The 20,927-nt window shown below is 59.6% G+C and carries 20 protein-coding genes and 1 pseudogene; 4 read left to right on the plus strand and 17 right to left on the minus strand.

Annotation, left to right across the window (positions count from 1 at the left end; translation table 11 throughout):
• Positions 1–4: 4 nt before the first annotated feature.
• Positions 5–376 (minus strand): DUF2188 domain-containing protein, encoded by a 372-nt coding sequence (locus CO656_RS23490; protein ID WP_097527312.1) that lies wholly within the window; start codon positions 374–376, stop codon positions 5–7.
• Positions 377–492: 116 nt separating this feature from the next.
• On the opposite strand from CO656_RS23490, the pseudogene CO656_RS23495 reads away from it, so the two are divergent.
• Positions 493–714: pseudogene (locus CO656_RS23495) on the plus strand (hypothetical protein); the annotation flags it as partial.
• A gap of 325 nt (positions 715–1,039) precedes the next feature.
• On the opposite strand, the gene CO656_RS23500 reads toward CO656_RS23495, so the two are convergent.
• A complete protein-coding gene (locus CO656_RS23500; protein ID WP_037424518.1) occupies positions 1,040–1,681 on the minus strand; it encodes a peroxiredoxin-like family protein in 642 nt (213 codons plus the stop codon).
• A 475-nt stretch (positions 1,682–2,156) separates the two neighbouring features.
• On the opposite strand from CO656_RS23500, the gene CO656_RS23510 reads away from it, so the two are divergent.
• On the plus strand, positions 2,157–2,357 hold the full coding sequence (locus tag CO656_RS23510; protein ID WP_097527314.1) for a hypothetical protein: 201 nt from the start codon (positions 2,157–2,159) through the stop codon (positions 2,355–2,357).
• Between the two features lie 109 nt (positions 2,358–2,466).
• Positions 2,467–2,847, plus strand: coding sequence for a hypothetical protein (locus tag CO656_RS30955; protein ID WP_234819566.1), 381 nt, complete (start codon positions 2,467–2,469; stop codon positions 2,845–2,847).
• 129 nt (positions 2,848–2,976) lie between these two features.
• Here CO656_RS30955 and CO656_RS23515 read toward each other — a convergent pair whose 3' ends face one another.
• From CO656_RS23515 to CO656_RS23565, 11 genes are all read right to left on the minus strand, one after another.
• Complete coding sequence (locus CO656_RS23515) at positions 2,977–3,306, minus strand: type II toxin-antitoxin system RelE/ParE family toxin (protein ID WP_097527315.1); 330 nt, start codon at positions 3,304–3,306, stop codon at positions 2,977–2,979.
• Entirely contained in the window at positions 3,303–3,578 is a 276-nt protein-coding gene (locus tag CO656_RS23520; protein WP_097527316.1) for a type II toxin-antitoxin system ParD family antitoxin, read from the minus strand. Before CO656_RS23520 ends, CO656_RS23515 begins: the two co-directional genes overlap by 4 nt.
• 247 nt (positions 3,579–3,825) lie before the next feature.
• Positions 3,826–5,025: a hypothetical protein gene (locus CO656_RS23525; RefSeq protein WP_097527317.1), complete on the minus strand. Its 1,200-nt coding sequence runs from the start codon at positions 5,023–5,025 to the stop codon at positions 3,826–3,828.
• Between the two features lie 19 nt (positions 5,026–5,044).
• Complete coding sequence (locus CO656_RS23530; protein ID WP_097527318.1) at positions 5,045–6,070, minus strand: succinylglutamate desuccinylase/aspartoacylase family protein; 1,026 nt, start codon at positions 6,068–6,070, stop codon at positions 5,045–5,047.
• Between the two features lie 7 nt (positions 6,071–6,077).
• Positions 6,078–6,422 (minus strand): RidA family protein, encoded by a 345-nt coding sequence (locus CO656_RS23535; RefSeq protein WP_097527319.1) that lies wholly within the window; start codon positions 6,420–6,422, stop codon positions 6,078–6,080.
• A gap of 33 nt (positions 6,423–6,455) precedes the next feature.
• Positions 6,456–7,766, minus strand: coding sequence for an alanine racemase (locus tag CO656_RS23540; protein ID WP_097527320.1), 1,311 nt, complete (start codon positions 7,764–7,766; stop codon positions 6,456–6,458).
• Positions 7,759–8,709 (minus strand): amidohydrolase family protein, encoded by a 951-nt coding sequence (locus CO656_RS23545; RefSeq protein ID WP_097527321.1) that lies wholly within the window; start codon positions 8,707–8,709, stop codon positions 7,759–7,761. The genes CO656_RS23540 and CO656_RS23545 overlap by 8 nt, the downstream gene beginning before the upstream one ends.
• Positions 8,706–9,662, minus strand: coding sequence for an ABC transporter permease (locus tag CO656_RS23550; RefSeq protein WP_179864831.1), 957 nt, complete (start codon positions 9,660–9,662; stop codon positions 8,706–8,708). The genes CO656_RS23545 and CO656_RS23550 overlap by 4 nt, the downstream gene beginning before the upstream one ends.
• Positions 9,644–10,612 (minus strand): ABC transporter permease, encoded by a 969-nt coding sequence (locus tag CO656_RS23555; RefSeq protein ID WP_097527322.1) that lies wholly within the window; start codon positions 10,610–10,612, stop codon positions 9,644–9,646. Before CO656_RS23555 ends, CO656_RS23550 begins: the two co-directional genes overlap by 19 nt.
• A complete protein-coding gene (locus CO656_RS23560; protein WP_097527323.1) occupies positions 10,609–12,117 on the minus strand; it encodes a sugar ABC transporter ATP-binding protein in 1,509 nt (502 codons plus the stop codon). The genes CO656_RS23555 and CO656_RS23560 overlap by 4 nt, the downstream gene beginning before the upstream one ends.
• Positions 12,118–12,141: 24 nt before the next feature.
• Positions 12,142–13,209 (minus strand): ABC transporter substrate-binding protein, encoded by a 1,068-nt coding sequence (locus tag CO656_RS23565; RefSeq protein WP_097527324.1) that lies wholly within the window; start codon positions 13,207–13,209, stop codon positions 12,142–12,144.
• Between the two features lie 1,038 nt (positions 13,210–14,247).
• On the opposite strand from CO656_RS23565, the gene CO656_RS23570 reads away from it, so the two are divergent.
• On the plus strand, positions 14,248–15,054 hold the full coding sequence (locus CO656_RS23570) for an SH3 domain-containing protein (RefSeq protein ID WP_097527325.1): 807 nt from the start codon (positions 14,248–14,250) through the stop codon (positions 15,052–15,054).
• Positions 15,055–15,874: 820 nt separating this feature from the next.
• Here the strand turns inward: CO656_RS23570 and CO656_RS23580 are convergent.
• The 4 genes from CO656_RS23580 to CO656_RS23595 form a co-directional block, all read right to left on the minus strand.
• The gene (locus CO656_RS23580) at positions 15,875–17,050 is read right to left on the minus strand and encodes a PAS domain-containing sensor histidine kinase (RefSeq protein ID WP_097527326.1); all 1,176 of its coding nucleotides are present in this window, start codon (positions 17,048–17,050) and stop codon (positions 15,875–15,877) included.
• A 31-nt stretch (positions 17,051–17,081) separates the two neighbouring features.
• The gene (locus CO656_RS23585) at positions 17,082–17,870 is read right to left on the minus strand and encodes an alpha/beta hydrolase (RefSeq protein ID WP_097527327.1); all 789 of its coding nucleotides are present in this window, start codon (positions 17,868–17,870) and stop codon (positions 17,082–17,084) included.
• A gap of 337 nt (positions 17,871–18,207) precedes the next feature.
• Positions 18,208–19,752, minus strand: coding sequence for an MFS transporter (locus CO656_RS23590; RefSeq protein ID WP_037421665.1), 1,545 nt, complete (start codon positions 19,750–19,752; stop codon positions 18,208–18,210).
• A 407-nt stretch (positions 19,753–20,159) separates the two neighbouring features.
• Positions 20,160–20,732: a DUF4157 domain-containing protein gene (locus CO656_RS23595; RefSeq protein WP_037421662.1), complete on the minus strand. Its 573-nt coding sequence runs from the start codon at positions 20,730–20,732 to the stop codon at positions 20,160–20,162.
• Between the last annotated feature and the right edge of the window lie 195 nt (positions 20,733–20,927).

The following is a 20,927-nucleotide window of genomic DNA, read 5'->3' on the forward strand; positions in this document are numbered from 1 at the left end:
GGCTCTAGAGTCGACCGCGTTGGGTAAGACGAAGGAGATAGCCTATCGCGAAGGCAGTACCAGCGAGCAGCAAAGCAGTGCCAAATATGCTCCGATGCTCTCGAATCCGGCGTTCTGCCGCGTGCCGAACGTCCGGTGTATCGACGACTTCGGTAAGCGGGCGATCGAAACCGGACGCGACTTGTTCATGCCAGCGACCGGCGGAGTCTTGGAATTCAATGTTCTCCGTCGAACCGGGAAGCTCATGGTGTCGCGCAGCAATTTCGGCGGCGGCAAGTGCATCGGCGTGGGTGGGAAAGGTCTCAGAGAAGACATCGTCAACTTTGTACGCCCAAGCCCCGTCATGCTCTACTATCTCATACTGCACCTTTGGCATGGCGCTGCTCCCGTTAGATAAAGCAGAAACATCCGATATCGATCTTAGTTCCGAGCAGTCTTATTAGGGCAGTGGTAGGAGCCATTTGGCGATCAAATACCCCGGCCACGGCAGGAGTTGACCTTACCTCTTGGTCAAATGGCGACCAGTTCGGTGCAGAAGGCTGGCGCGCCTCTGATTTCTCGCCCGGCCGCATCATCGGATACGCGGAGCCGGAATTGAAGTGCTGGATGCCGATGCCCTCGGCTAATCTTAATCGCACCTCGATGCCCTCATCCTGGGAAGGCAAGAGCTCGAAGGGTCGGGGACTAACCTGCTTCGCAATGCTGCGAAGATGACGAGAGCTGTGGTCGGTCAGAACAGCGTCGAAATCTAGGAGCTATGGCAAATACGGCTTCTCGCGCGCATTACTGTCATTCAGCCCGCTCTCCATCCACGACGATGATGGAGGCGAATTCTCGACCCCTTGCTGCCCTGCGGACGCGCGGCACCCCGTCTTGGTCGATCCAGATCACCTTGCCACGAGCGGACCTCGTCGCCCACCTCGATCTTGACTCAGCCATTTCGACCTAAGGCCTGCGCCTGTACTTATGCGCCGAGCCGGCAAACGGTTCCATTCAGACGATCAGTGCCGACCGCACCAGCGGATAGCATCGGCAGGGCTTATTGATGTGCGACTTCGGAGGCTGCCAACACCAATTCCTCGCGATTTGGTGGCTCAAAGGTGTGGAGCCCGGGCTCCAGAACTTCAATGTAGTTCCAGCGTACGATGCCCTCACGATCGATCAGGAACTGACCCACGAGCTGGGCCCGACCGGCCATCATTTGCTGATCAGCCTCGGTGATCTCATATCCTTCCTTCTTGTTCAGAAACGCATTCATGGCCATGACGTCCATCTGCTCCGGCAACTCGCCGGGCAAATGGAACCTTATTGCCGTGAGCTCGTCCACCCCGACTTCCTGCAAGCCGAAAGCTCGGTGCGAGGCCCTTACCGGGTCGGACGCAGCAAGAAGATCGGGCACAGGGTGGTAATGAAAATACACTCGTGCGCGCTCCACGGGCGTATTGACGACCGCGAGGCATTTGACGCCTTTCTCACGCAACGCCGGTTTAAGTTGCGCCATCACGGCAACATGGCGACGGCAGAACGGACAATGCAGACCGCGAAACAAGCCGATCAACACGGGGCTACGCCCACGAAAGTCATCGAGCGCGATCTTGCCTTCGCGCGAGATCGCATCGAGCACAACATTTGGAGCTAGGTCGCCCGGCTGCAGGGGGCGGCCGGCACTGTTCTTGGTCATAACAACCTCCGCGCCCGTGCCAGTCAGGAAAAGCACTCCATCATACCACGACACACGGCTCATGCGGGGAATTCACCTAATCCGGCTCACCTCCAGCCTTCGTTCTTACTATACCGGCAGCCGGCAAACGGGTCCATCCAGAGCGCCCCTTACCCCAATTGGGCGGCGCCGCTAATCCTTGACTGCGACCTGTGTTGTGACACCCTGAGTCCTCTCGGTTGTACTGCGTAGGAGGACAGGCAGTGAAAATCAGAAGGGCGAAGAAGAACCATCCCGAAATCAAAGCAGGTGGAACCGAACGCCTCACCGAGGAAGGTTTCAGCGCCACTGGGCGCGGCTCCCATGGCCTTGGCTTCTCGTATCGCGGGATGTGGGCTCAGGAGGGGTGCCCGGGCATGTTCGAGGCCTGGCTCGTAAGCAAGGGCGTCATCTCGAGTGGTGGCCCACGGCATTAGCACGCTGAAAGTTTACTCTGATGATCTTCGATGACGACGTCGAGGAGGCGATCGCTATCGCCTGCGAAGAACTTGCGATGACGCGGGACGAGCTGATCCGCCTCATCATTCGCGAGTGGATGGAGCAGTACGGTTTTCTGCCCTTCCACGAGCTGGACGACGGTAGCGAGACGGAGGGGAATACGCGAGAAATCACGCCACCAAAGGGCTCTCCTCCCTAGAGTAGCACGGCGGATCTCAGCGCGGTCGGAGGGCCTAAAAGCCCGAGCTGAGATCAAATTAGCTAATCAGCAGTTGCTAAAGCAATGCGGTCGCGGGAGACTGCGTGACGTGCCACTGAACTTTCATCCAGCGGCGATTAGAGCCTCAGCGATTTCGATACGCCAATTTACATGGCGGGAGCAACCGGCGGAAGTTGGCGTCCCGTTGTGCATAAGACTTGCGGAAGCCGGTCACTCGCTAATTCTCGCCGCAAGAAACGCTGATCGCCTGCAAGCCTTGGCCAATCAGCTCAAGGGCCATGATCGACACATAGCCCAGGCGGTCGGCAGCTTTGGCGAAACTCCCGGTTTCCACTACGGCACAAAAGACTTTCAGCTTGCGGTGACAAGCAACATTAAATCCCTTTATCTCGAGCCGCTTCTCAACCTTTTGGTTTACTTAGCTAAGCATACTCTCGATGATTTTTCGGCGCAATATCCACATCCATAGGCAAATCGCCCTCCAAACGGCGCGACGACGCCGAAAAGCAATGAAAACGCGAAAGTACTCCCGCCTTGAGTGGATTCGAGCCGCAGGCCGACAATCTTTCAAAGCCCCACGTCTGCGGAAAAGTTGCATTCAATGATTATCCGGCTCCTGCATCCACTGCGGATTGTCTCGTTTGGCATGAAGCACACGCCAGACGTCGACATAATCTGGCTGGTCACGATAAAAGATTAGATAGGGATATCGCTCCAGCGAAACGCTCCGCAGATCAGGCAATCCCAGCTCGTATGCATACCGCAATGATCCGGCCTCCGGATGGCTTGCGATCAGATCATAAGCAGCTTGAAGTGCGTCGATGAAGCCGAGAGCGACCTCGGATCCGGCTTCGCTAGCATAGTAATCGACGACTGTCTCGACATCACTGCGAGCAAGCTCTCGGGGAACAATCGCTTTGCTATTCACTTGCTGTGCCGACCACGCGCTCGATCGCGAAGGCTGCTGAAATAATGCCTATCGACCGGTTCGGTCTGTGCGGACGACGCTCCGTCAAGCAAAAGCCTGCGGAGAAAAAGACGGTCCTGATCTCGACGGATCAGTTCGCGGATATACTCGCTGCTCGTCCCGTAGCCCCGCCCCGCAACCTGCTCATCGACGAAGCTCTTCAAATAGTCCGGTAGAGAAATGTTCATCGTGCCCATACCAGAGACCATAACAGCAATGGCAAAAATTGGCAAGAATGGATGGTGTTCCCTTTAACTCCTACATCGCCGCCGCAGGGAAGACGGGAAGGGGTAGCACGTTCCCGTTGATACATTATGCGACTTTCGGAGCACAGAACGTGAGCATCCCGGTCGGACGCACCCCGGCGTCTGTCCAACGGGCGTAGTGCTCCGCATCCAGACTCGGTGGCGAGCGGCGGCATGAGCGCCACCGTCATCGCCGAGCAGCCCGGACGTGATCGTTCGATTATTTTCCGAGGACTCAGCGATGTGGAGCTTTCGACAAACCAGCGCTCGCAATGCGCACCCAATCAAGCCGCCGGGCCGGAATCAGACCGTAGTTGTAGAAGTTCACCCCGTCCGCGCCGGCACCGACCGCCGCTTTCGCCCGTTCGGCAAGATCATCGGCCCACGCCACCTCCGGATAAAACACACGAAGTCCGACGCCGAGGAATTTCTCTGCGCCCAGTGACGCGCGACCGCTGCTGATCACGCTCGCGATGGCGGCGGACGTCATGGAATAACAACACAAGATCGCACCATCACACACTTTTCCGACTGCGCCGAGATCCACACCGCCCAACCAGCCGTCCTTGAGATCGATCAGGACTATCTTAGTCCCGGGATGTGCGGCATTTTTGATCTCGCGAATGAGAGAGGTGACCGGCTCGGTGCGACACATCAGAAAGTCGTGAAGGGCCCTGTGATGCCTGAAGGCGTCGATGCCCGCGGCGGGGAAATCGATGAACTGCTTCTCCGGAATCTCGCGCTCGCACATCTCGGCGATGAAACGTCTGACTGTTTGCCGGGCGCCGTCTGCATCGACACCCGCATGTGCCGCTCGCGCGATGCAGTGCTCGCAGAAGCAGACCGACAGGAGAAAATCGTCCTCCTCGTTCAACCCCACACCGTCTTTCTCGTGATGAAATTCATGCGCGAAGCCCATGAAGTTCGGGCTCTCGATTTCCAGCATGTCCGGTTGATAGTTGACGCTGATATCCCGGACCAGGGTTACGACATAGTCGCGCGCCGCCGGGCTCGAGGGACAGAGATTGTAGTAATTCGGGTTGCCATAGGCGTTGCGCGTCACATGCCCGGGATGAAGCATGCCGAGGCGGGTGTTGTGCAGACAGACGGTCCAGCAGGAGACCTTCATCCCGCCTCGGTCCCGGTCGGCGATCAACTCAGCCAGCATGTCACCGCGCTCCTCGACGTTGCGCGCCATCAGAGGCCGGATTTCCTTGTCGTTCCACAGGGTTCGGTCCGGTCGAAAATAGACCGTGCCGTCTTCCGGGAAGTAAGCCTTTTGCGACGGGCTGCGCGGCTGGAGAAAGCGCCCGGCATGGTAGGAGGTCGCAAGGCTGACGGTGTTGAGACCCGCCCTCTCCCTCAGGTCCGATATTGTTCCCGCAAGCCCCTGATCCTGAACGTCCCAGGGATAGGTCCACATGGAAAGGTGCACGGCTCCGCCCTCGGCTTGATCAGCAAATTTGACTCCGGTCGATTGGATCGGCTACCTGGATCAGGCAATCACCGGACTGGCTGTCGCAGTGCAGGCGATGCGAGATCACGACTCCGCCTTCGGTGAAGCGCAGCTCCTCCTCCGGCAGATCGATTCTTTCGAGATCGTGATACCAACCGGCCAGGTCACCTGCATCGACGCTCTCGCCCAGGGAGACCGCAGGCTCGAACCAGCCGCGTCGCGTCGCGTAGATGGCCTGGCTGTGCCGGGAGAGGAAGAGCAATTGCAAAGATGGCAGCGTCGCCTCGAGATGGCGGGACAGCATCGGTTCATCGATGATGCCGAGCTTTAGCATCAGTCGGTCGATCGCATTGGCGGTGAAGGCCATCGTCCGTGGCGTCACCGCGCCGCCCCCACCGAACTCACCGGAAAGGCCGATGACCCCTGCCCGGCCGGCCGCCCCCATGGAAGTCGGGGTCTGCATGCCGTTGTCCGCGATGAAGGCATGGCTCGACCCCATAGCGCTCAGCAGTTGGATGGAGCGCTCCAAGCGCTCCTGATCATCCCGACGCTCGATGAGCGTGGAAGGCAGGTGCGCCATCGAGGTCCCGCCGGAATGGAGGTCGAGCACGACGTCGTGGCGCGGAAACAAATCATGCTCGAGGAAATGGGAAAGACGCACCGTGGGCGTTCCCGACGGGCTTCCCGGAAATGCACGATTGAGGTTCCCGCCGTCGAGAGGCGAGCATCGCCTGGCGGCCATCACGGCCGGAACGTTGAGGGTTGGCAGGATCGTCACCGTGCCTCGAATCTTCCCCGGCTGGATGCGTCGCATCAGCCTGCCGAGTTGCAGTTCGCCCTCATATTCGTCGCCGTGATTTCCGGCGACCAGCAGCAATTTTGCGCCATCGCCGTTTCTGACGCGGACGTAGGGAATCTTGATCTGATAGTAAGGCGAGCGATCGACAGAATGAGGAATGCTGAGAAACCCCTCCTGCCGGCCTTCCGCCTCAAAGTCGATTGCGTGGACAAGGCCCGTGTGCATCTCGGCCTCAAAGCGCGGCGAGGGCCGTCATTTCGACGCGCAGATCCGCGTCGGCGAGGCGTGCCTCGACGCAGGCCCGCGCCGGCGGGTTTTCGAGGTCGACCCAGTCATCGTAGACGGCGTTCATCGCATCGAAATCGACGATAGCTGGCAGAAACACGTTCACGGTCAGCAGCTTTGACCGGTTGGTACCGGCCTCCTTCAACAGTCCGTCGATCTTGCGGAGAACGTCACGCGTCTGTTCCTCGATTCCTGCCTTGCGATTGTCGGCGACCTGCCCTGCGATGTAGACGAGACCGGCATAGCTGACCGCCTGGCTCATTCGGGCCTCTTTGTGATAGCGCATGATCATGGTTCGTGTTTCCTCTTTGTTTGTCCGAAGGGATCAGCCGAAGCTGGTGAGATAGGCGGCCGTCACCGAGCGGTCCCTATCGAGACCGTAGACGATGATGTGCCTGTCCAGGCACGTGCAGGGGTGGGAGATGCCGAACTCTATGACGTCGCCGATCGCCGCCTGCCAAGTGCCGGGCAGGCGGAGGAAGGCATGCTGATCGTTGAGCTTGACGACTTCGGCGCCGTCAGCATCGCGCAGCTTCCGCCCGCCCCGATAGACCGAAAGCGGCCGCGGCAAACCCTGGTCCATAGCAACATCGCGCAGTCCCATGCCGCAGATGGCGATCGCCGCTTCGGGGCAGGACAGGACCTCGGCCCATACGCGAAGCGCCGGTCGAAAGCCAGAGGATGCGGAGTTGACCTGCCCGTTGATCACCAGCCCCGATCGGTCGTCGAGCGCCTTCAGCCCGCGTTCGTAGATCCCGTGATCGTGAAAGAAGATTGCCCCGCTGCGCAATACGAGCAGCGAATTGCCGTCCGCGACGGTGGCGGGCTTCAGCCGTTTCACTACCATGTCGAAGTAGAGAGAGCCGCCGGCGGTGACGATCAGCGGACGCTGCGGCCCGATGCGTCCGCGGACTTTGCCCAGGAGAGCGCCCATTGACCCGACCAGGTCATCGATTTTCTTCGCAGTTTCGATGCTGTCGCCGCTCGCGGCAGCACCTTCGTAGCAGGCGAGACCCGAAAGGCGAAAACGAGGTGTTTCCGCAGCGATCACGGCTTCGGCGATTTGTAGGGCTGCCGCCAGCGTCCGTGCGCCGGCGCGGCCGCTGCCCAATTCCACGAGAAGCCCCAAGGCGGGCAGATCCTGTCGTGCCGACCAGGTCGAGTGAAGTGCAGTCACCAACTCCACCGAATCGACGAAGACATGCAGTTCCGCCTCCGGGTATCCGGCAAGCAGTGCCGCAAGCCTTCGCGCCGCGGCGCTGCCGCCGATCTCGTTTGCCAGGATAAGCCGCCGAAAACCGGCCTTCAGCATCACCGATGCCTGGCGAATGTCGGCGACCGTCGTTCCCCACGCACCGGCAGCCAGCAGTTCGGCGGCGAGTGCCGTCGACATCGGCGTCTTGGCATGGGGCGCGATTTCGATGCCATGGCCCCGCACATAGCTCATCATCAGTTCAACATTGTCGCGGAAGGCGTCACGATCCAGCGAGATCAGCGGAAGGGACATTCTGCCGTCGTAAGGTTTCCAACCCGTCATGCAGATGTCGTTCAGCGGCATGGCCAGATGTCCAGCCGGAAACCCGCGAATGCGGTCATCGATCATGGGGCCGCGTCTCGAGAGGCTGTCCTCAGACATTTCCGCGGTCCTCCGCCTTCGTGGTGTCGTCAATGGCGAGGCGATAGGCGTCGTTCGCCGTGCTGAAGAAAAGGGCGCGCTGCTCCTCTGGGGAGTGCAAGGCGGCAACCATGCGGAATACGCCGTAGACCTCGTCAAACGTCGCGTGCGCTCCCGCCACGGGGAAGTCGCTCGCAAACATCGACCGCGACGGTCCGAAGCACTCGATGCAGAACTCGACCACCGGTCGTAGGCTCTCGAGCGTCCAATCGTGGTCATAGGCCAAGAGATTGGAGATCTTGACGGAGACGTTCTCCGCCCTCGCGAGCTCATGGAGACCGTTTCGCCAAAGCGCCATCCCCTCCTCGCTGCGATCGATGGGGCTGCCGCAATGGTTGAGCACGAAGCGGGTTTGCGGAAAGTCGGCGACAAGACGCACTGCCTCGGCCATCTGCCACGGAAACAACATCAGATCGAAGCTGAGGCCTAGGCGGCTCGCCTCGGCAAGTCCCGCCCGCCAACGGCGATCGCTCATGCGGCGGTCCCGCGCGGCAAAGCTCTTCGCAGGATCCGGATGCCAGCTCACAATGTCGCGAACGCCAACGACGTTCGGATTGGCGGCTTCGATTTCGAGTAGCTGCTCGGCATCCGGCCGGTCGAGTGCTACTCGGGCGACATAGCGCCGAGCCACCCCCGAGCGCTTGTCGATCCCGTCTAGCCAGCGCGTTTCCTCCAGCGGGAAGTCGTCCGACCATCCGGCCTCCACGTGCACCGTCGCGACGATGTTTTGCCGCGCGGTGTCGGCAAGGTATTCCGCCACGCCGTAGTTGTGCTGAAGCGAAGCAAGGTTGCCGGTTTCTTCTCCGCTTGGCAGCTCTCGCATCAGCCAGGAATGACGCCGCAGCGTCAGATCCCACAGGTGATGGTGCGGGTCGATGACCGGCCCTCGATAGGCACCCTTCATCGCCGCCCCTCGCGACCGGAGATGAGCAAAAGGGCGAGGATCAGCGACCCGAACATGATTGACCGCCAGGCCGGCGAAGCGTTGACAACGGTGATCAGTGCCGTGGTGGTTACGAGCAGTATCGCACCGGGAATCGTCCCCGCGTAGGTGCCGCGCCCCCCGACGATCGACGTGCCGCCGAGGACGACGGCGGCGATCGAGGTCAGCAGATAGGGTTCGCCGATACCGACATAGCCCTGTCTGTTCATGCCGAGGATCAGAATGCCTGCGAGCCCAGCGAAGAATCCCGACATGGCGTAGAGAACCAGCATGCTTCGGGTAACGTTGATGCCGGAAAGACGGCTTGCCAGCGGATTGGCGCCGAGCGCCAGCAGGCGCGCGCCGAGCGGCATTCGGTGAATGATCATCAGCACCACCGCGGAAACAGCGATCCAGAGCATCACGCCCGAGGGCACGCCGAGCGGACGCGCCTGGCCAAGCCACAGGACGGCGGCGTTCGTCACCGAAACGGCGCTTCCCCCGGCGACGATGACCAGCAGGCCTTGCAGGAATGTGGCCATGGCCATCGTCATGATGATGGGCGGCACCCGGAGGTAGACGGCGCCGGCGCCATTGAGGAAGCCGATGCCGGTGGCGATCGCCAGCGCGATCGCCAGGCCCGAGAGGCCGGTCGGGTCGGCAGCCGGCGAGAGCAGCGGCAGAAGGATGGCAGTAACCGTGATGATGGCGCCGACCGACAGATCTATGCCTCCCATGAGGATGACTAGGGTCTGACCGGCCGCAACGATTCCGATCACCGCCGAAAGCTCCAGCAGGTAGCGAAGGTGACCGTAGGCGCCAAAACCGCGCAGCGTCAGACTTGCCGCAAGCCAGACAAGCGCGACGAGCAACAAGGTCAGGAGCGGCGGGTTGCGCAGCGCGGTTTTGAGGATGCTCACGGCTTTCTGCTCCATTGGCTGGTCAGTTCCGGAATGGCAACGGCCGCAAGGATGATGAGCCCCTGGGCGACATATTGCGTGACCGGTGAAAATCCGAGGAAGAACATGACGTTGATCATCACCGACAGGAGCAGGCTGCCGCAGATCGCGCCGCGCATCGTCCCCTTCCCTCCGAGAAACCCGACGCCGCCGAGCACGGCTCCGGCTATCGAATTCAATGTGAAAGGGGTGCCGATGACAGGATCGCCGGAGCCGGTTTGCGCCGCCACGAAGAGCCCGGCCAAGGCCGTCAGCAGGCCGGAGAGAGCAAAGGCCGTGATCTTGACCCTGTCGACCGGCACACCGGAGCGAAAGGCGCCGACCGGATTGTCGCCGACGGCATAGATGCCGAGACCGAGCGGCGTCGCCAGGAACAGTTTCCAACAGACGAGCAGAAGCACCAATAGACCGAACGCGACGGGAACGTTGCCTGCGAGCAGATTTGAAAGCCAATCCGGGATGAAGCCGCCGGGGCGTGGCAGGATGATCAAGGCGACGCCGGCGATGATGAACGAACCGGCAAGCGTGACGATGATTGCCGGAAGCCGGAGACGGGTGACAATTACGCCGATCAGCGCACCGGAGAGGAGGCCGCTCGCGGCGACTGCGAACAGTCCTCCGATCGTTCCGAGCGGACCTCCCATGGTCGTAGCCGCGATCACCGCGCCGAGACTGACGAGCGGCCCGATGGCGAGCGAGATGCCGCCATTCAGCAAGAGCAGGACCTGCGCCATCGTCACGAGCGCTAGCGGAAACCAATTCTGGGTAAATTTGGAGAAACCGCTGATCCCGAGAAGCCCGGGGAAGAGCATGGCATAGGCTAGAAGGAAGAGCCCTACAACAATGTAGAGGCCGTTCAAGCCGCGATTGCGCCGGCGTTGCACGGAGAAAAAGAGGTTTTGCCGCGATGAGAAGGCAATGTTCATGCCGCCGATCCCTTCGGGTTGACGCCCATGGCGGCGCCGACGATCGCCTCTTCGGAAATCAGCCCGCGCGGCAAGGTCGCGACGGCACGCCCCTCGCGAAAGACGGTGACACGATCGCAGAGGTGAACGAGTTCGGGCGTATCTGAACTTAGAAGGATGATGAGCCTTCCTTCGCGCGCGAAGGATTTCAGCATGTGGTAGATCTCACGCTTGGTTTCGATATCGACGCCGCGCGTCGGATCGTTCAGCAGCAGGACGGACGGGGCGAGCGGCAGCCATTTGGCGAGTGCCACCTTCTGCTGGTTTCCGCCCGAAAGCGCCTGCACCGGTCGAGATGTTTCCCCCTTGATCCTCAGGCGTTTGACGAGACCAGCCACGAGATTGCGTTCTGCGCGGCGATCGCGGAGCCCGTGTTTCGCAATTCGCCCGAGGGATGGCAGCAGCAGGTTCGAGGCGATCGAATGCGGCGGGACGAGCCCTTCCCTTTTCCGGTCCGCCGGGACATAGGCCAGTCCTGCCGCATTCGCTTCCTCGACGCTTTTCAAGGGGCCGCTTCGCCCGACGATAACCGCTTCCCGTGCGGAACTGCCCATGGCGCCGTAGAGGCCGAGGAGAAAGTCCTCCTGCCCCTGGCCGACAAGGCCGCCGATGCCGATGATTTCGCCGGCCGAGGCGGAGAAGTCGACGTCACGCGCCAGGCCGGACGAGAAGCCGCGCAGACGGATCAGTTCCTCGCCCTGTCGAGGCAGCTCCCACTGCGGGAAAAGATCGCCCGCATCGCGGCCGACCATCAGCCGAACCAAGCCTTGGGCGTCGATCCCGGCCAGGGGCTGATCCGCCGTCACCACGCCATCCTTCAGAATAGTGACGTGGGAGCACAGCGCCTGCACCTCGTTCAGGCGATGCGAAATGTAGAGCAGCGCGATGCCAGCATCGCGAAGCCTTTCGATCAGCCGCGACAGGATGCCGGCCTCGTGGGCGGACAGAGATGAAGTGGGCTCATCGAGGATCAGCACGCGTGGCTTGCGGAAGAGCGCCTTGGCGATCTCCACCATCTGGCGCCGCCCCAGCGACAGATCGCCGACGGGTGTATCGAGCGATTCCGTCAGCCCCACGAGTTCACACACCTCGCTGGCGCGAGCGGAAAGCGCCACATAATCGATGAGGCCAAGCCTCCGGGGAAAGGCTCCGAGCCCGATGTTCTCGGCGATCGAGAGCTCCGCCGTAAGGCTCAGCTCCTGTTGCACGACAGCGATCCCCACGGCGCGCGCCGCAGCTGGATGGAAACGCGACACGGGCACGCCATTGACGCGGATCTCCCCGCTGTCCGGCTGCAAGGCGCCGGACAGCAAGTTGATCAGCGTCGATTTTCCAGCACCGTTCTCGCCGAGCAGCGCATGCACCCGGCCGGGCTCAAGGGCGATATCGACCCCCTTGAGAACCGGATTGCCGAAAAACCCCTTGAACACGTGCCGGGCTTCCAGCAGGGGCAGCGTCTTCATCATGACGGTCAGCCAAGCTTCGTGAGATTAGTGCGCCAGCAGCTTGTCGAAGAGGGCTTTGTCGTAATCGGAATAGATATAGCCATCGGCCGGGAACTGTCCCGCGCGGGCGAGGTAGGTGTCGATAGTGCTGTCGTCAATAACCGGCAGCGGCACCTTCACGAAGGCTGGAACGTCCTTGCCTTCCAAGGCCTGAACAGCCGTATAGACCGCAAGCGCCCCCAGCCAGTTCGGCTGCATCGTCGCCCAGCCCTTCAGGCCTTTTTCCTTCCAGAGTTCCAGGAACTGCCGCGCGTTCTCACCGGTCGTTGGCACCTGTCCGCGCCCCTGGCGATCGAAGGCCATCACGGCGCCTGCCGAAAGAGCGCCGCCGAGCGAGAGAACGCCATCGATCTCGGCATTTGCGAAGAGCAGGCTGGTCATCGCCTCCTGCGCCGGAGCGGCGTTATATTCGGTGTTGGTTTCGGTGATGATTTCGAGACCGGGATTGGCATCGAGCACCGGCTGTGCTCCCTTGCGGCGGTCGTCGCTGACGGAAATCCCGGCCGGGCCGTTCATGATGATTATCTTGCCCTTGCCGCCCAGCTGATCGACCATCCACTTCGCAGCGGTGGCACCCCATTCGTTCGAGTCGGTGTTGATCTTGGCGGTGACCTTATCGGTATCGACAAGACTGTCGAAGTTCACGACGGCGATGCCCTTGTCGCAGGCGTCGGAAATGACGCGGTCAAGGGCGCTCGACGAACCGGCGATAACGATGATGGCATCGACATTGGCGTCGATCATCGACTGGATCTGCTGGATCTGCGTCTGGGCATTGCCCTGCGCGTCGGTGATCATCAGGTCTTTCACGAGACCGGATTTCTTCAGCTCTTCGACCTCGGCTGTGATGGTGCCCTCGGTCTGCTTCATCCAGGTCGGGACGGAATAGATGTTTGCCCACCCGACCGTGTATGGCGCCTTGCGGTCACCCTTGATGCAGTTTGCCGCCGCGGCGGCCGGGCTGGCACCGGCGGCAAGGACGAGAGCGACAGTCGCTGCGCCTACGAGCAGCGTACGACGGCAGGACAGAATGCGCAAAGCTTGGAATTTCATGGCGTCGTTCCCCTTGTTGAGATTGCAGTCGTGCACGACCGATGTCCATTATATTGGACGCTGTATCGTTATAATGGATGACAAAGATAGTATGCCCATTTCTGCGCTTCGCAAGTGGGATATGAAAAGAATTTTCGTCCGCACGTGCTCGATGACCCCGCGCGTCGCCTGAATGCTGGGTCAGGATCTCGGACAATAGCCTCCTTAGAAGGGCTTCGTTGGTTTATGCCACGGATAGGGCTCTGCAGTTTGACTGACCCCAACGCGCGAGAATGTAAACGATTTTCAGTCACCGCCGGGACGGAATGTGGCCCGTTAATCGAGATTGACGGAGGCAAGGCTTTTGTTCTGCCGGCTAGATTACTAGCCGTCTTAGGCCGTGTGGACGCATTTGATCAAGCATGGCCTAGGAAACGACGACGGGCTTCCTGGACTGTCATTCAAACCTTGCGACATTGCGAGGCATTGCCGGAATGCCGCCGTCGAGGAACGAGGAGGCACTGGCTGGGCATGGATTTCACATCGGGGCCAACCCATGGAGCGGCGCGACAAACAGAAGGCAAAAAAGCCCCAGGAACTGTGGCCAAGCAGATGCGTGTACCAGACCGTATGAGCACCAGCTTCAAAGGAAATGGCGCCGCCGATGCCGGCAGTTCCGTCGCCCTTATGGGCGGCGGAGACCGTCACTTTCCACGTGAGGCGCTCTTCAGGGAAGGCGACCGGTTCGTGGGCGCCTATCATCGCATCCGGCGAGAGGTCCTTTTCGCTACTGCTGAAATATTTCGGAGAGCCTGTGCGTACAGTCTGCCCGGGGCCCCCAACGCCAGCCGGATAAACCGCTCCGGCACTTCTCAGGGTCTATAGCGCAGCCTCTTCCGTTCAAGCTGCGTTCATGCAAAACGCGCTATAAACCATTGAAAGACAAGACGATGGAGGTTCTAACAAAAGCTTGCAGGCACTCCAACTATGCCCCCGAGCCGGACAAAAAACCAGATACCGGTTGCGAGGATGATGCCTGCCTCCCTGGGAGTTGAAAAAGTGAAACGCGCCCTTTTGAAGATTGCTGCGACCGGTATGCTCTTGCTGACTCCGGCGATCGCTCAGGCGGCAGAAGGCTTCGCGACGACCAACGTCAACATGCGCGCCGGCCCAAGCACCGCATACCCGGCGATCACTGTGATTCCGGCCGGCGAATCCATCGAAATCTACGGTTGTCTTGCCGACGTGCCATGGTGCGACGTGGAGTTCTACGACGGCCGTGGCTGGGTGCACGGCCGATATATTCAGGCGCTTTATGAACAGCGCCGCGTTTATGTCGGGCCTCAATATTATCGCCGGCTCGGTATTCCCGTCGTTGTCTTCAGCTTCGGCAGCTATTGGGATCGTCACTACCGCGACCGCGACTTTTACCGCGACCGCGATCGCTGGCGCCGCGGACGGGACTTCTATCGCGGCCCGGATCGCCGTGCGCAACCATCGCCCAGCCGCAGACCTGAATTCGAACCAAGGCCAGCTCCGCCCGCGGAATTCGACGAGAGATTGCAGCGAAGGCCCGATTTGAGTCGTCCCCGCGAAAGACGCCGGGACCTCGACGATCGCCCGGAGCGCCTTCCGGATTTCGATCGCGCCCCCAACCGCAGGCCTGATGTCGACAGGCAGCCGGACGTTGACCGTGATCTGCGCGGCGGCGATCGCAACCGTCGGAACTTCGAGCGTGGGGGCAATGATGGCGATCGCGTCATCCGCCGCGGCGACGACAATCGTGACCGCAGGGGTGGTGACAATGACCGCCGCAGACCGCAGCGACGTGTCTGCGAACCCGGCGAACCGGATTGCCCGGACTAAATGTGGCCCGGCAACGGCAAAGATGCTGCCGCTCGACGGCCGTGGCTGCGCGATCCGGAACCCGTTCAAGGCCCAAGCGGGGCAGCCTCCATCTCTTTTGAAATATCGCAAATCACCGGCAGTTATAACATTTCAGCAGACCTAGTATAACCGCCGCGGGCCAGGAAGCAGGTGCCGGCCATGACCCCGAGCAGCGACCGTCCCTGTTCCAGACGACGCCAAGCCCACTCATGAAGACGACGCCACCTCACATGTCTGCCGGTGATGAGCCGTGTCTCTCGACGGTGCTATTCCGCCCCTCGTTGCTTCCTAGCGTGGCCACAAAGATCGACTGTCGAAAGACCATTCTGCGCGTTCCTGGCCGTCTCGAAGCAGGCGCTGGATCGTCGCGCTGGAGCGGTCCAGCTTTGAGGCATAGTCCAGGTCACCCTCGAGTTCGACGACTCGGATCTTGATAGGTTTGTAAAGTTCGCCGAGGGATTCGACGAGAAGCGAGAAGCTCATTAATTTTCGTAATAAAGTACAATTCCTGACCGAGCGCCGGATTGCCAGACAGTCGTTCCGGCGGTCGAAATCTCCGGCCTTGACCGCGGCTCGAATTCACGCTGCTGCGGGTTGATCTGCACAACCCAGATTTCGACCGGCCGCTCCGGCAACTCGGTGAATTCGCGCACAGGCGGATTGCAGCTGAAGAGCCCATCTCAAAAGAGAGAGCCATGAGCCTCGACCGCGGGGAAGAGCGGGGGACTGCGGCTGAGGCGATTAGCTCGCTCTTGCCCTCAAACCGCAAGCATTGCTGATGAGGACGCCTGGAGGCCGATCACAAGGCCTCAGGCTTTATGGGAATATTGAAAAAGAATCGCGTCTCATTCGGATTGGACGTGACATCCAAGCTGCCTCTATGGCTACTGATAATCTCGCGGGAGATATAAAGCCCCAACCCAAGTCCTTGAGTTCCGGTCTGCCCTCGGAAAAACGGTTGGAAAAGCCGCTCCTTTATGTCCTGACGGACCGGTTGGCCCTTATTGACGACAGAAATCGTAAGATCTTCTCCCGATACCGCTGCATCGACTCGAATGGGCGCGTCCTTGGCACCGTGGCTCAGGGCATTTGCAAGAAGGTTAGAAACGACTTGAGCAATTCTTTCGCTATCGCAATAGACATGCTCCGGCAACGAGAGGCAGCTCTCAATCATTCGGCCCGGGTAGGCATTCCGAAGTTCCTCAATGACCTGCTCCAGGGCTGGACAAAGATCGCAACGCTGGATTTGCACAGCGATACCTGCACCACTCTTCAACCGAGCAAAGTCCAGCATGTCGTGGATCAACCTGAACATACGGGCAGTGCTGTTGCTCATCAGCGCAAGCACCCGGCGCGCCCTTTCGCTCTGCGGCTCCTTAGAAAGGATGTTAAGACCGGCGACAATTGATGACAGGGGATTTCTGAGGTCGTGGCCGAGTATCGCTACGAACTGCTCCCGGAGCCGAGCAATCTCCTGCTCGGCAATGAGACCCCGCTGCAACTGCAAGAGCTGCGTAACGCCTTCAGCGAGTTGCGTTTCCAAACCGCTGTTAAGACGCTCTAACTCTCGCTTCGCTCTATCAGCCGCATTGCGAGCGTCCAGCAGCTCTCGCTCGTACCGACGCCGCTCCGAAGCTTGGAACAGTGTCACGCGGGTAAACAGAAGGCTTCCGTCCGGTGCCTGGCGTTCGAGGGCATTCACGAGGACCGGGATTTGCTTCCCGCCAGGGCTGACCAGATCAAGAGCCACTTCGTTGAAAAAACCCTGCATACGCAAAAGTGGAGCGAAATGGGTCTCGTAAAAGATCTTGCCGGGGACGCTGAGCAGGTCATAAAAGCGCTCGCCGAGTAGATCGTGGCTGTTGGCGTCCAACCAGCGGCACAGAGTCTGGTTTACCTTGATGATGATGCCGTCAGCCCCTAAGGAAAGATAGCCGCACGGAGCATTCTCATAGAGGTCTTCTAAGTCCTCCATGAGCGCGTCTTTCTCGCCTCTGTCTTCCCGATCACACAAAATCCGTAATTGCCCTGATGACCATGTCCGGTGCACTGAGATTGGGGCAATGACCTGTCGCGTCTATGACGACAATCTCCGCCTTCGGCAGAATATCCCTAACGTACTCGCCAACGCGCCGTTGAGCAATGACGTCCTCCTTACATTGGATTACTAACGTTCTCGCCATGACATTGGGAAGGTCGGCCCTGTTGTCAGAGGTGAACGTAACGCGAGCAAATGCCTTTGCTATCTCGGGATCGGTGCTGCAAAAGCTATTGACCAATTCTTCTGATAGTTCCGGACGGTCGGGATTGCCCATGATCAGCGGACCCATCGCCGCCGACCAGCCCATGTGATTGTCATCCAGGAACTCAAGCAGTTCTTCAATCTGTTCCTTCGAAAAGCCTCCGACGTAATCACCATCATCGATATAGCGCGGTGATGGCCCAATCATGACCAAAGATTCGAAGAGTTCCGGAGCCTTCAGCCATGCGAGAGCGCCGATCATCGCGCTAACTGAGTGACCAACGAAAATGCCCCGGACGACGTTCAGCTCGCGGCCAATTTCGACAACATCGTCGGCATAGCCCGAAAGATCCGAGTACTTCGCTGGATCGTAGGCCTTAAGATCGGACTGACCGCAGCCGACATGGTCGAATAGGACCACTTTAAAATCCTGCTCGAAGGCAGGCGTGACGAAACGCCACATGTTCTGGTCACAGCCAAAGCCGTGAGCAAACACCATAGCCCGCTCACCGCCGCCACGAACGATCACGTTGTTCCGCTTCCAGATGGACATGAGACTTCCTTGCTGATGACGCAAAGCACAGGATCACGTGCGCACCTGCTATGCAGATAGTGCGGAAATGAGAATGTCCAAGATGCTGCTCGCCCTTTCAGCGTAGCGGCTATCTCCATCGCAAAGGGGCCGTATTCAGGTTGCGGGCCAGCGGCATGTGCCCTGCAGCCTAGAGCGTTCCAGACGATGCATTATGCGATCTTTTAAGCACCGAACGAGAACATCGTTCGTCAACGACGAACTTCGGCGACCCGAACCTGCGTGACTTGAATGAGTGCCGCAAGTGATCAAGAGCGTGTCAGAGCATTCGCATAGATCGGTTGGGGACGCGCGAGCCTCAATGAGGGGACAAAGTGCTCTCATCGATGTGGGCTGTGGCATATACCCGCCGTGCGATGATTGCGAGAAGAAGGAGCGTCACCGTTGCAACAACGCAGCATGTGGCAAAACCAAGTGAGAAGCCGCTCTTCGCTGTCTCCAGCCAGACAGCTGAAGCTGAACTTGGCATTGACTGAGCTGTTTCGACCGCCCCGGCAAGCGTCGCAGAAACGACCTCGGCTTGCACGGGATTGAGGCTGCTCAGGTCGGCGCCGTTCATCGCCATACGATAGATCAAGGTTGCCAAACTGCCCAGCACCGCGATTCCCAATGCGCCTCCAAATTCTGCGCTCGTCTCCGATATGGCCGAAGCCGAGCCTGCCCGTTCGGGCGGTGCAGTCCCCACGATCAAGCCGGTCGTGGTGAGAATGACGGGGACGAAGCCGAAGCCGATGATCATGCTGGAGCCAAGGATGCCTATCAAGCTCTCGGCGTAAGCGGCTACAGCCATAGCGGCGGCTCCCGCTGCATTGATCAACAGCCCGCCGAGCACGGTTCTGACGGGTCCGAAGCGGTTGGTGAAACGGTAGGCTTGAAAGGACATGACTGCGAAGACGAAGGCCGATGGCGCAGACCAAAGTGCAGCCTCTAATGGTGACAGACTGAGCACAAGCTGGAGGAAGAGGTTCTGAAACAGAAAGACGCCAAACACGAAGAAAACACCGGCGAGGTTTACCATCAGCGATGCCGTGAAGGCTGGCACCCGGAAGAGGGCGAGGTCGACCAACGGGTCGCTGAGGCGCCGCTGGCGCCGAACAAACAGAAGGCCCACCAGAAGCCCCAGTCCGACATGTACGAGTTGGGCAAACTGAAAGCCGTCGGCAGCCATATGCTTGACGCCGTAGATGATCGGCAGAACTGTCGCGAGCGAAAGCACCACACTCAGCAGGTCCAATCGGCCAGCATCGTTATTCCTGTATTCCGGCAACAGAAACGGGGCGACGGCCAGAAGCAAGAGCATGACCGGTACGTTGATCAGAAACACGGATCCCCAGTGGAAGTACTGTAGCAGAATTCCGCCGATGAGGGGGCCGACAAGGCCACCCAGAGCAAAGGCCGTGCCCCAGATGCTGATCGCCCTGTTTCGCTCCGCCTCGTTTTTGAAGAGATTGACGATGAGCGACAGCGTGGACGGCGCGATCGTCGCACCGGCGATACCAAGCAGAGCCCTTGCCAGAATGAGTTGCCCCGCGGTGTTTGCGAACGCGGCGAAGGCAGATGCGACGCCGAACCCAAAGGCGCCCATCAGCAAGACCCGCCGACGGCCGATCCGATCTCCCAGGGTTCCCATGGTCACGAGAAAGCCAGCGACCATGAAGCCATAGATGTCGTTTATCCAGAGCAGTTGCGATGCGGACGGATCGAGGTCCGCGACGATCGCCGGCACGGCGAGGAACAGAACCGACAGGTCCATCGAGTAAATCAGGCATGCGATCGACAAAACGCCCAGGCCAACCCACTCGCGGCGGCTTGCCTGTTCGGGCGTGTGAATAGTCTCGGCCATGGTCGTCTCCCGGGCCGGCGGAGATTTCCCCGAATCGCGTTAGTTGGCAAGCATCAATTTGCGAAGACGACCAGCGCTCGATCGCAATAACGCCAGCCACAATGACGCGCCGTCGCCGATCAGATACGGCTGAAGGTGCCCCATCATGGATGACGCCGAGCCCGAGATGCTGGCTCTACATCGCGCCAAGCTGCACTCGACGGTTACAAATCCGTCACAGTGAGATCAAGCGGCGTGAGTTTTCCTTTCAGAAGTAAGCAGCAATTTCCTGCGGCGTCGGGGGCCTCATGGGCCGCATTGAACCCTGTCTCACTTCCTGGCGAAGATACCGTCGCTATCTTCGGGCAAGGACCTTTCGGCTTGAAACCAAATTGGCGTCGGCATGGTCGTTGTCACCATCGATACCCTCAGAGGTTTGAGGCTGAGCCACCAGAGTGCACACTGTCCGCCTTTTTGTTTGCCTCTGCTTCCAGATCGATGTCGTCGTGAACATTAAAACTGCGTTTCTGCACTATCTTGCCTATCGCCTTCGCGATGTACTCTACGAGAAATGGCTCTACACCGCCTCGATCCTCGTATTGTACCACGTGTTGCAACTCGTGATACATAAGCCTCTTTCCATCCGGTTCTCTCAGATCAATTTCGTGGGGGAAATAGATCTGGTATCCAATAGTTATAGCTTGGCCATGAACCGTAAAGATATTTGTAGCGTAGCGTACATGATCGAGGTCTATGCTGGGAAATTTGCCACGGATCTGATCAGAAAACTCGGAAGGAAGAGATTGCCACCGACCAGTTGCCTGGTGCGCGAGAGAAGAGCGATAGGCATCAACGATGGGCCGCACAGCCTCATAGGTCAGTTGGCAGCTTCCAAACGCGGAAATGAGGCATCTAGAGCAATTCTCGTCGGAATCGCACGCTGCAATAGCGGAGCCAGGATAGCTTAGGATCACGGCGACTAGTGTGAACTTGGTAAACATAGCAATCCCTCCACTAAGCTGGAGAAACGGCTAATTTAGCAAGAATGGCAGAACGACGGCAAGAAGCGGAAGATCGGAATGTCGCTGACGGCGGAAGGCCCGGCCTCAACCACGTGGTGGATGGTGGAGATTGAGCTTCCATGAGAAACTCATCTCAGCCCTTCGGGAAAGCGATATGGCTGCAGACGAGCGTCT

Source organism: Sinorhizobium sp. FG01, assembly GCF_002531875.1.
Taxonomy (GTDB): Bacteria; Pseudomonadota; Alphaproteobacteria; order Rhizobiales; family Rhizobiaceae; genus Sinorhizobium; species Sinorhizobium fredii_C.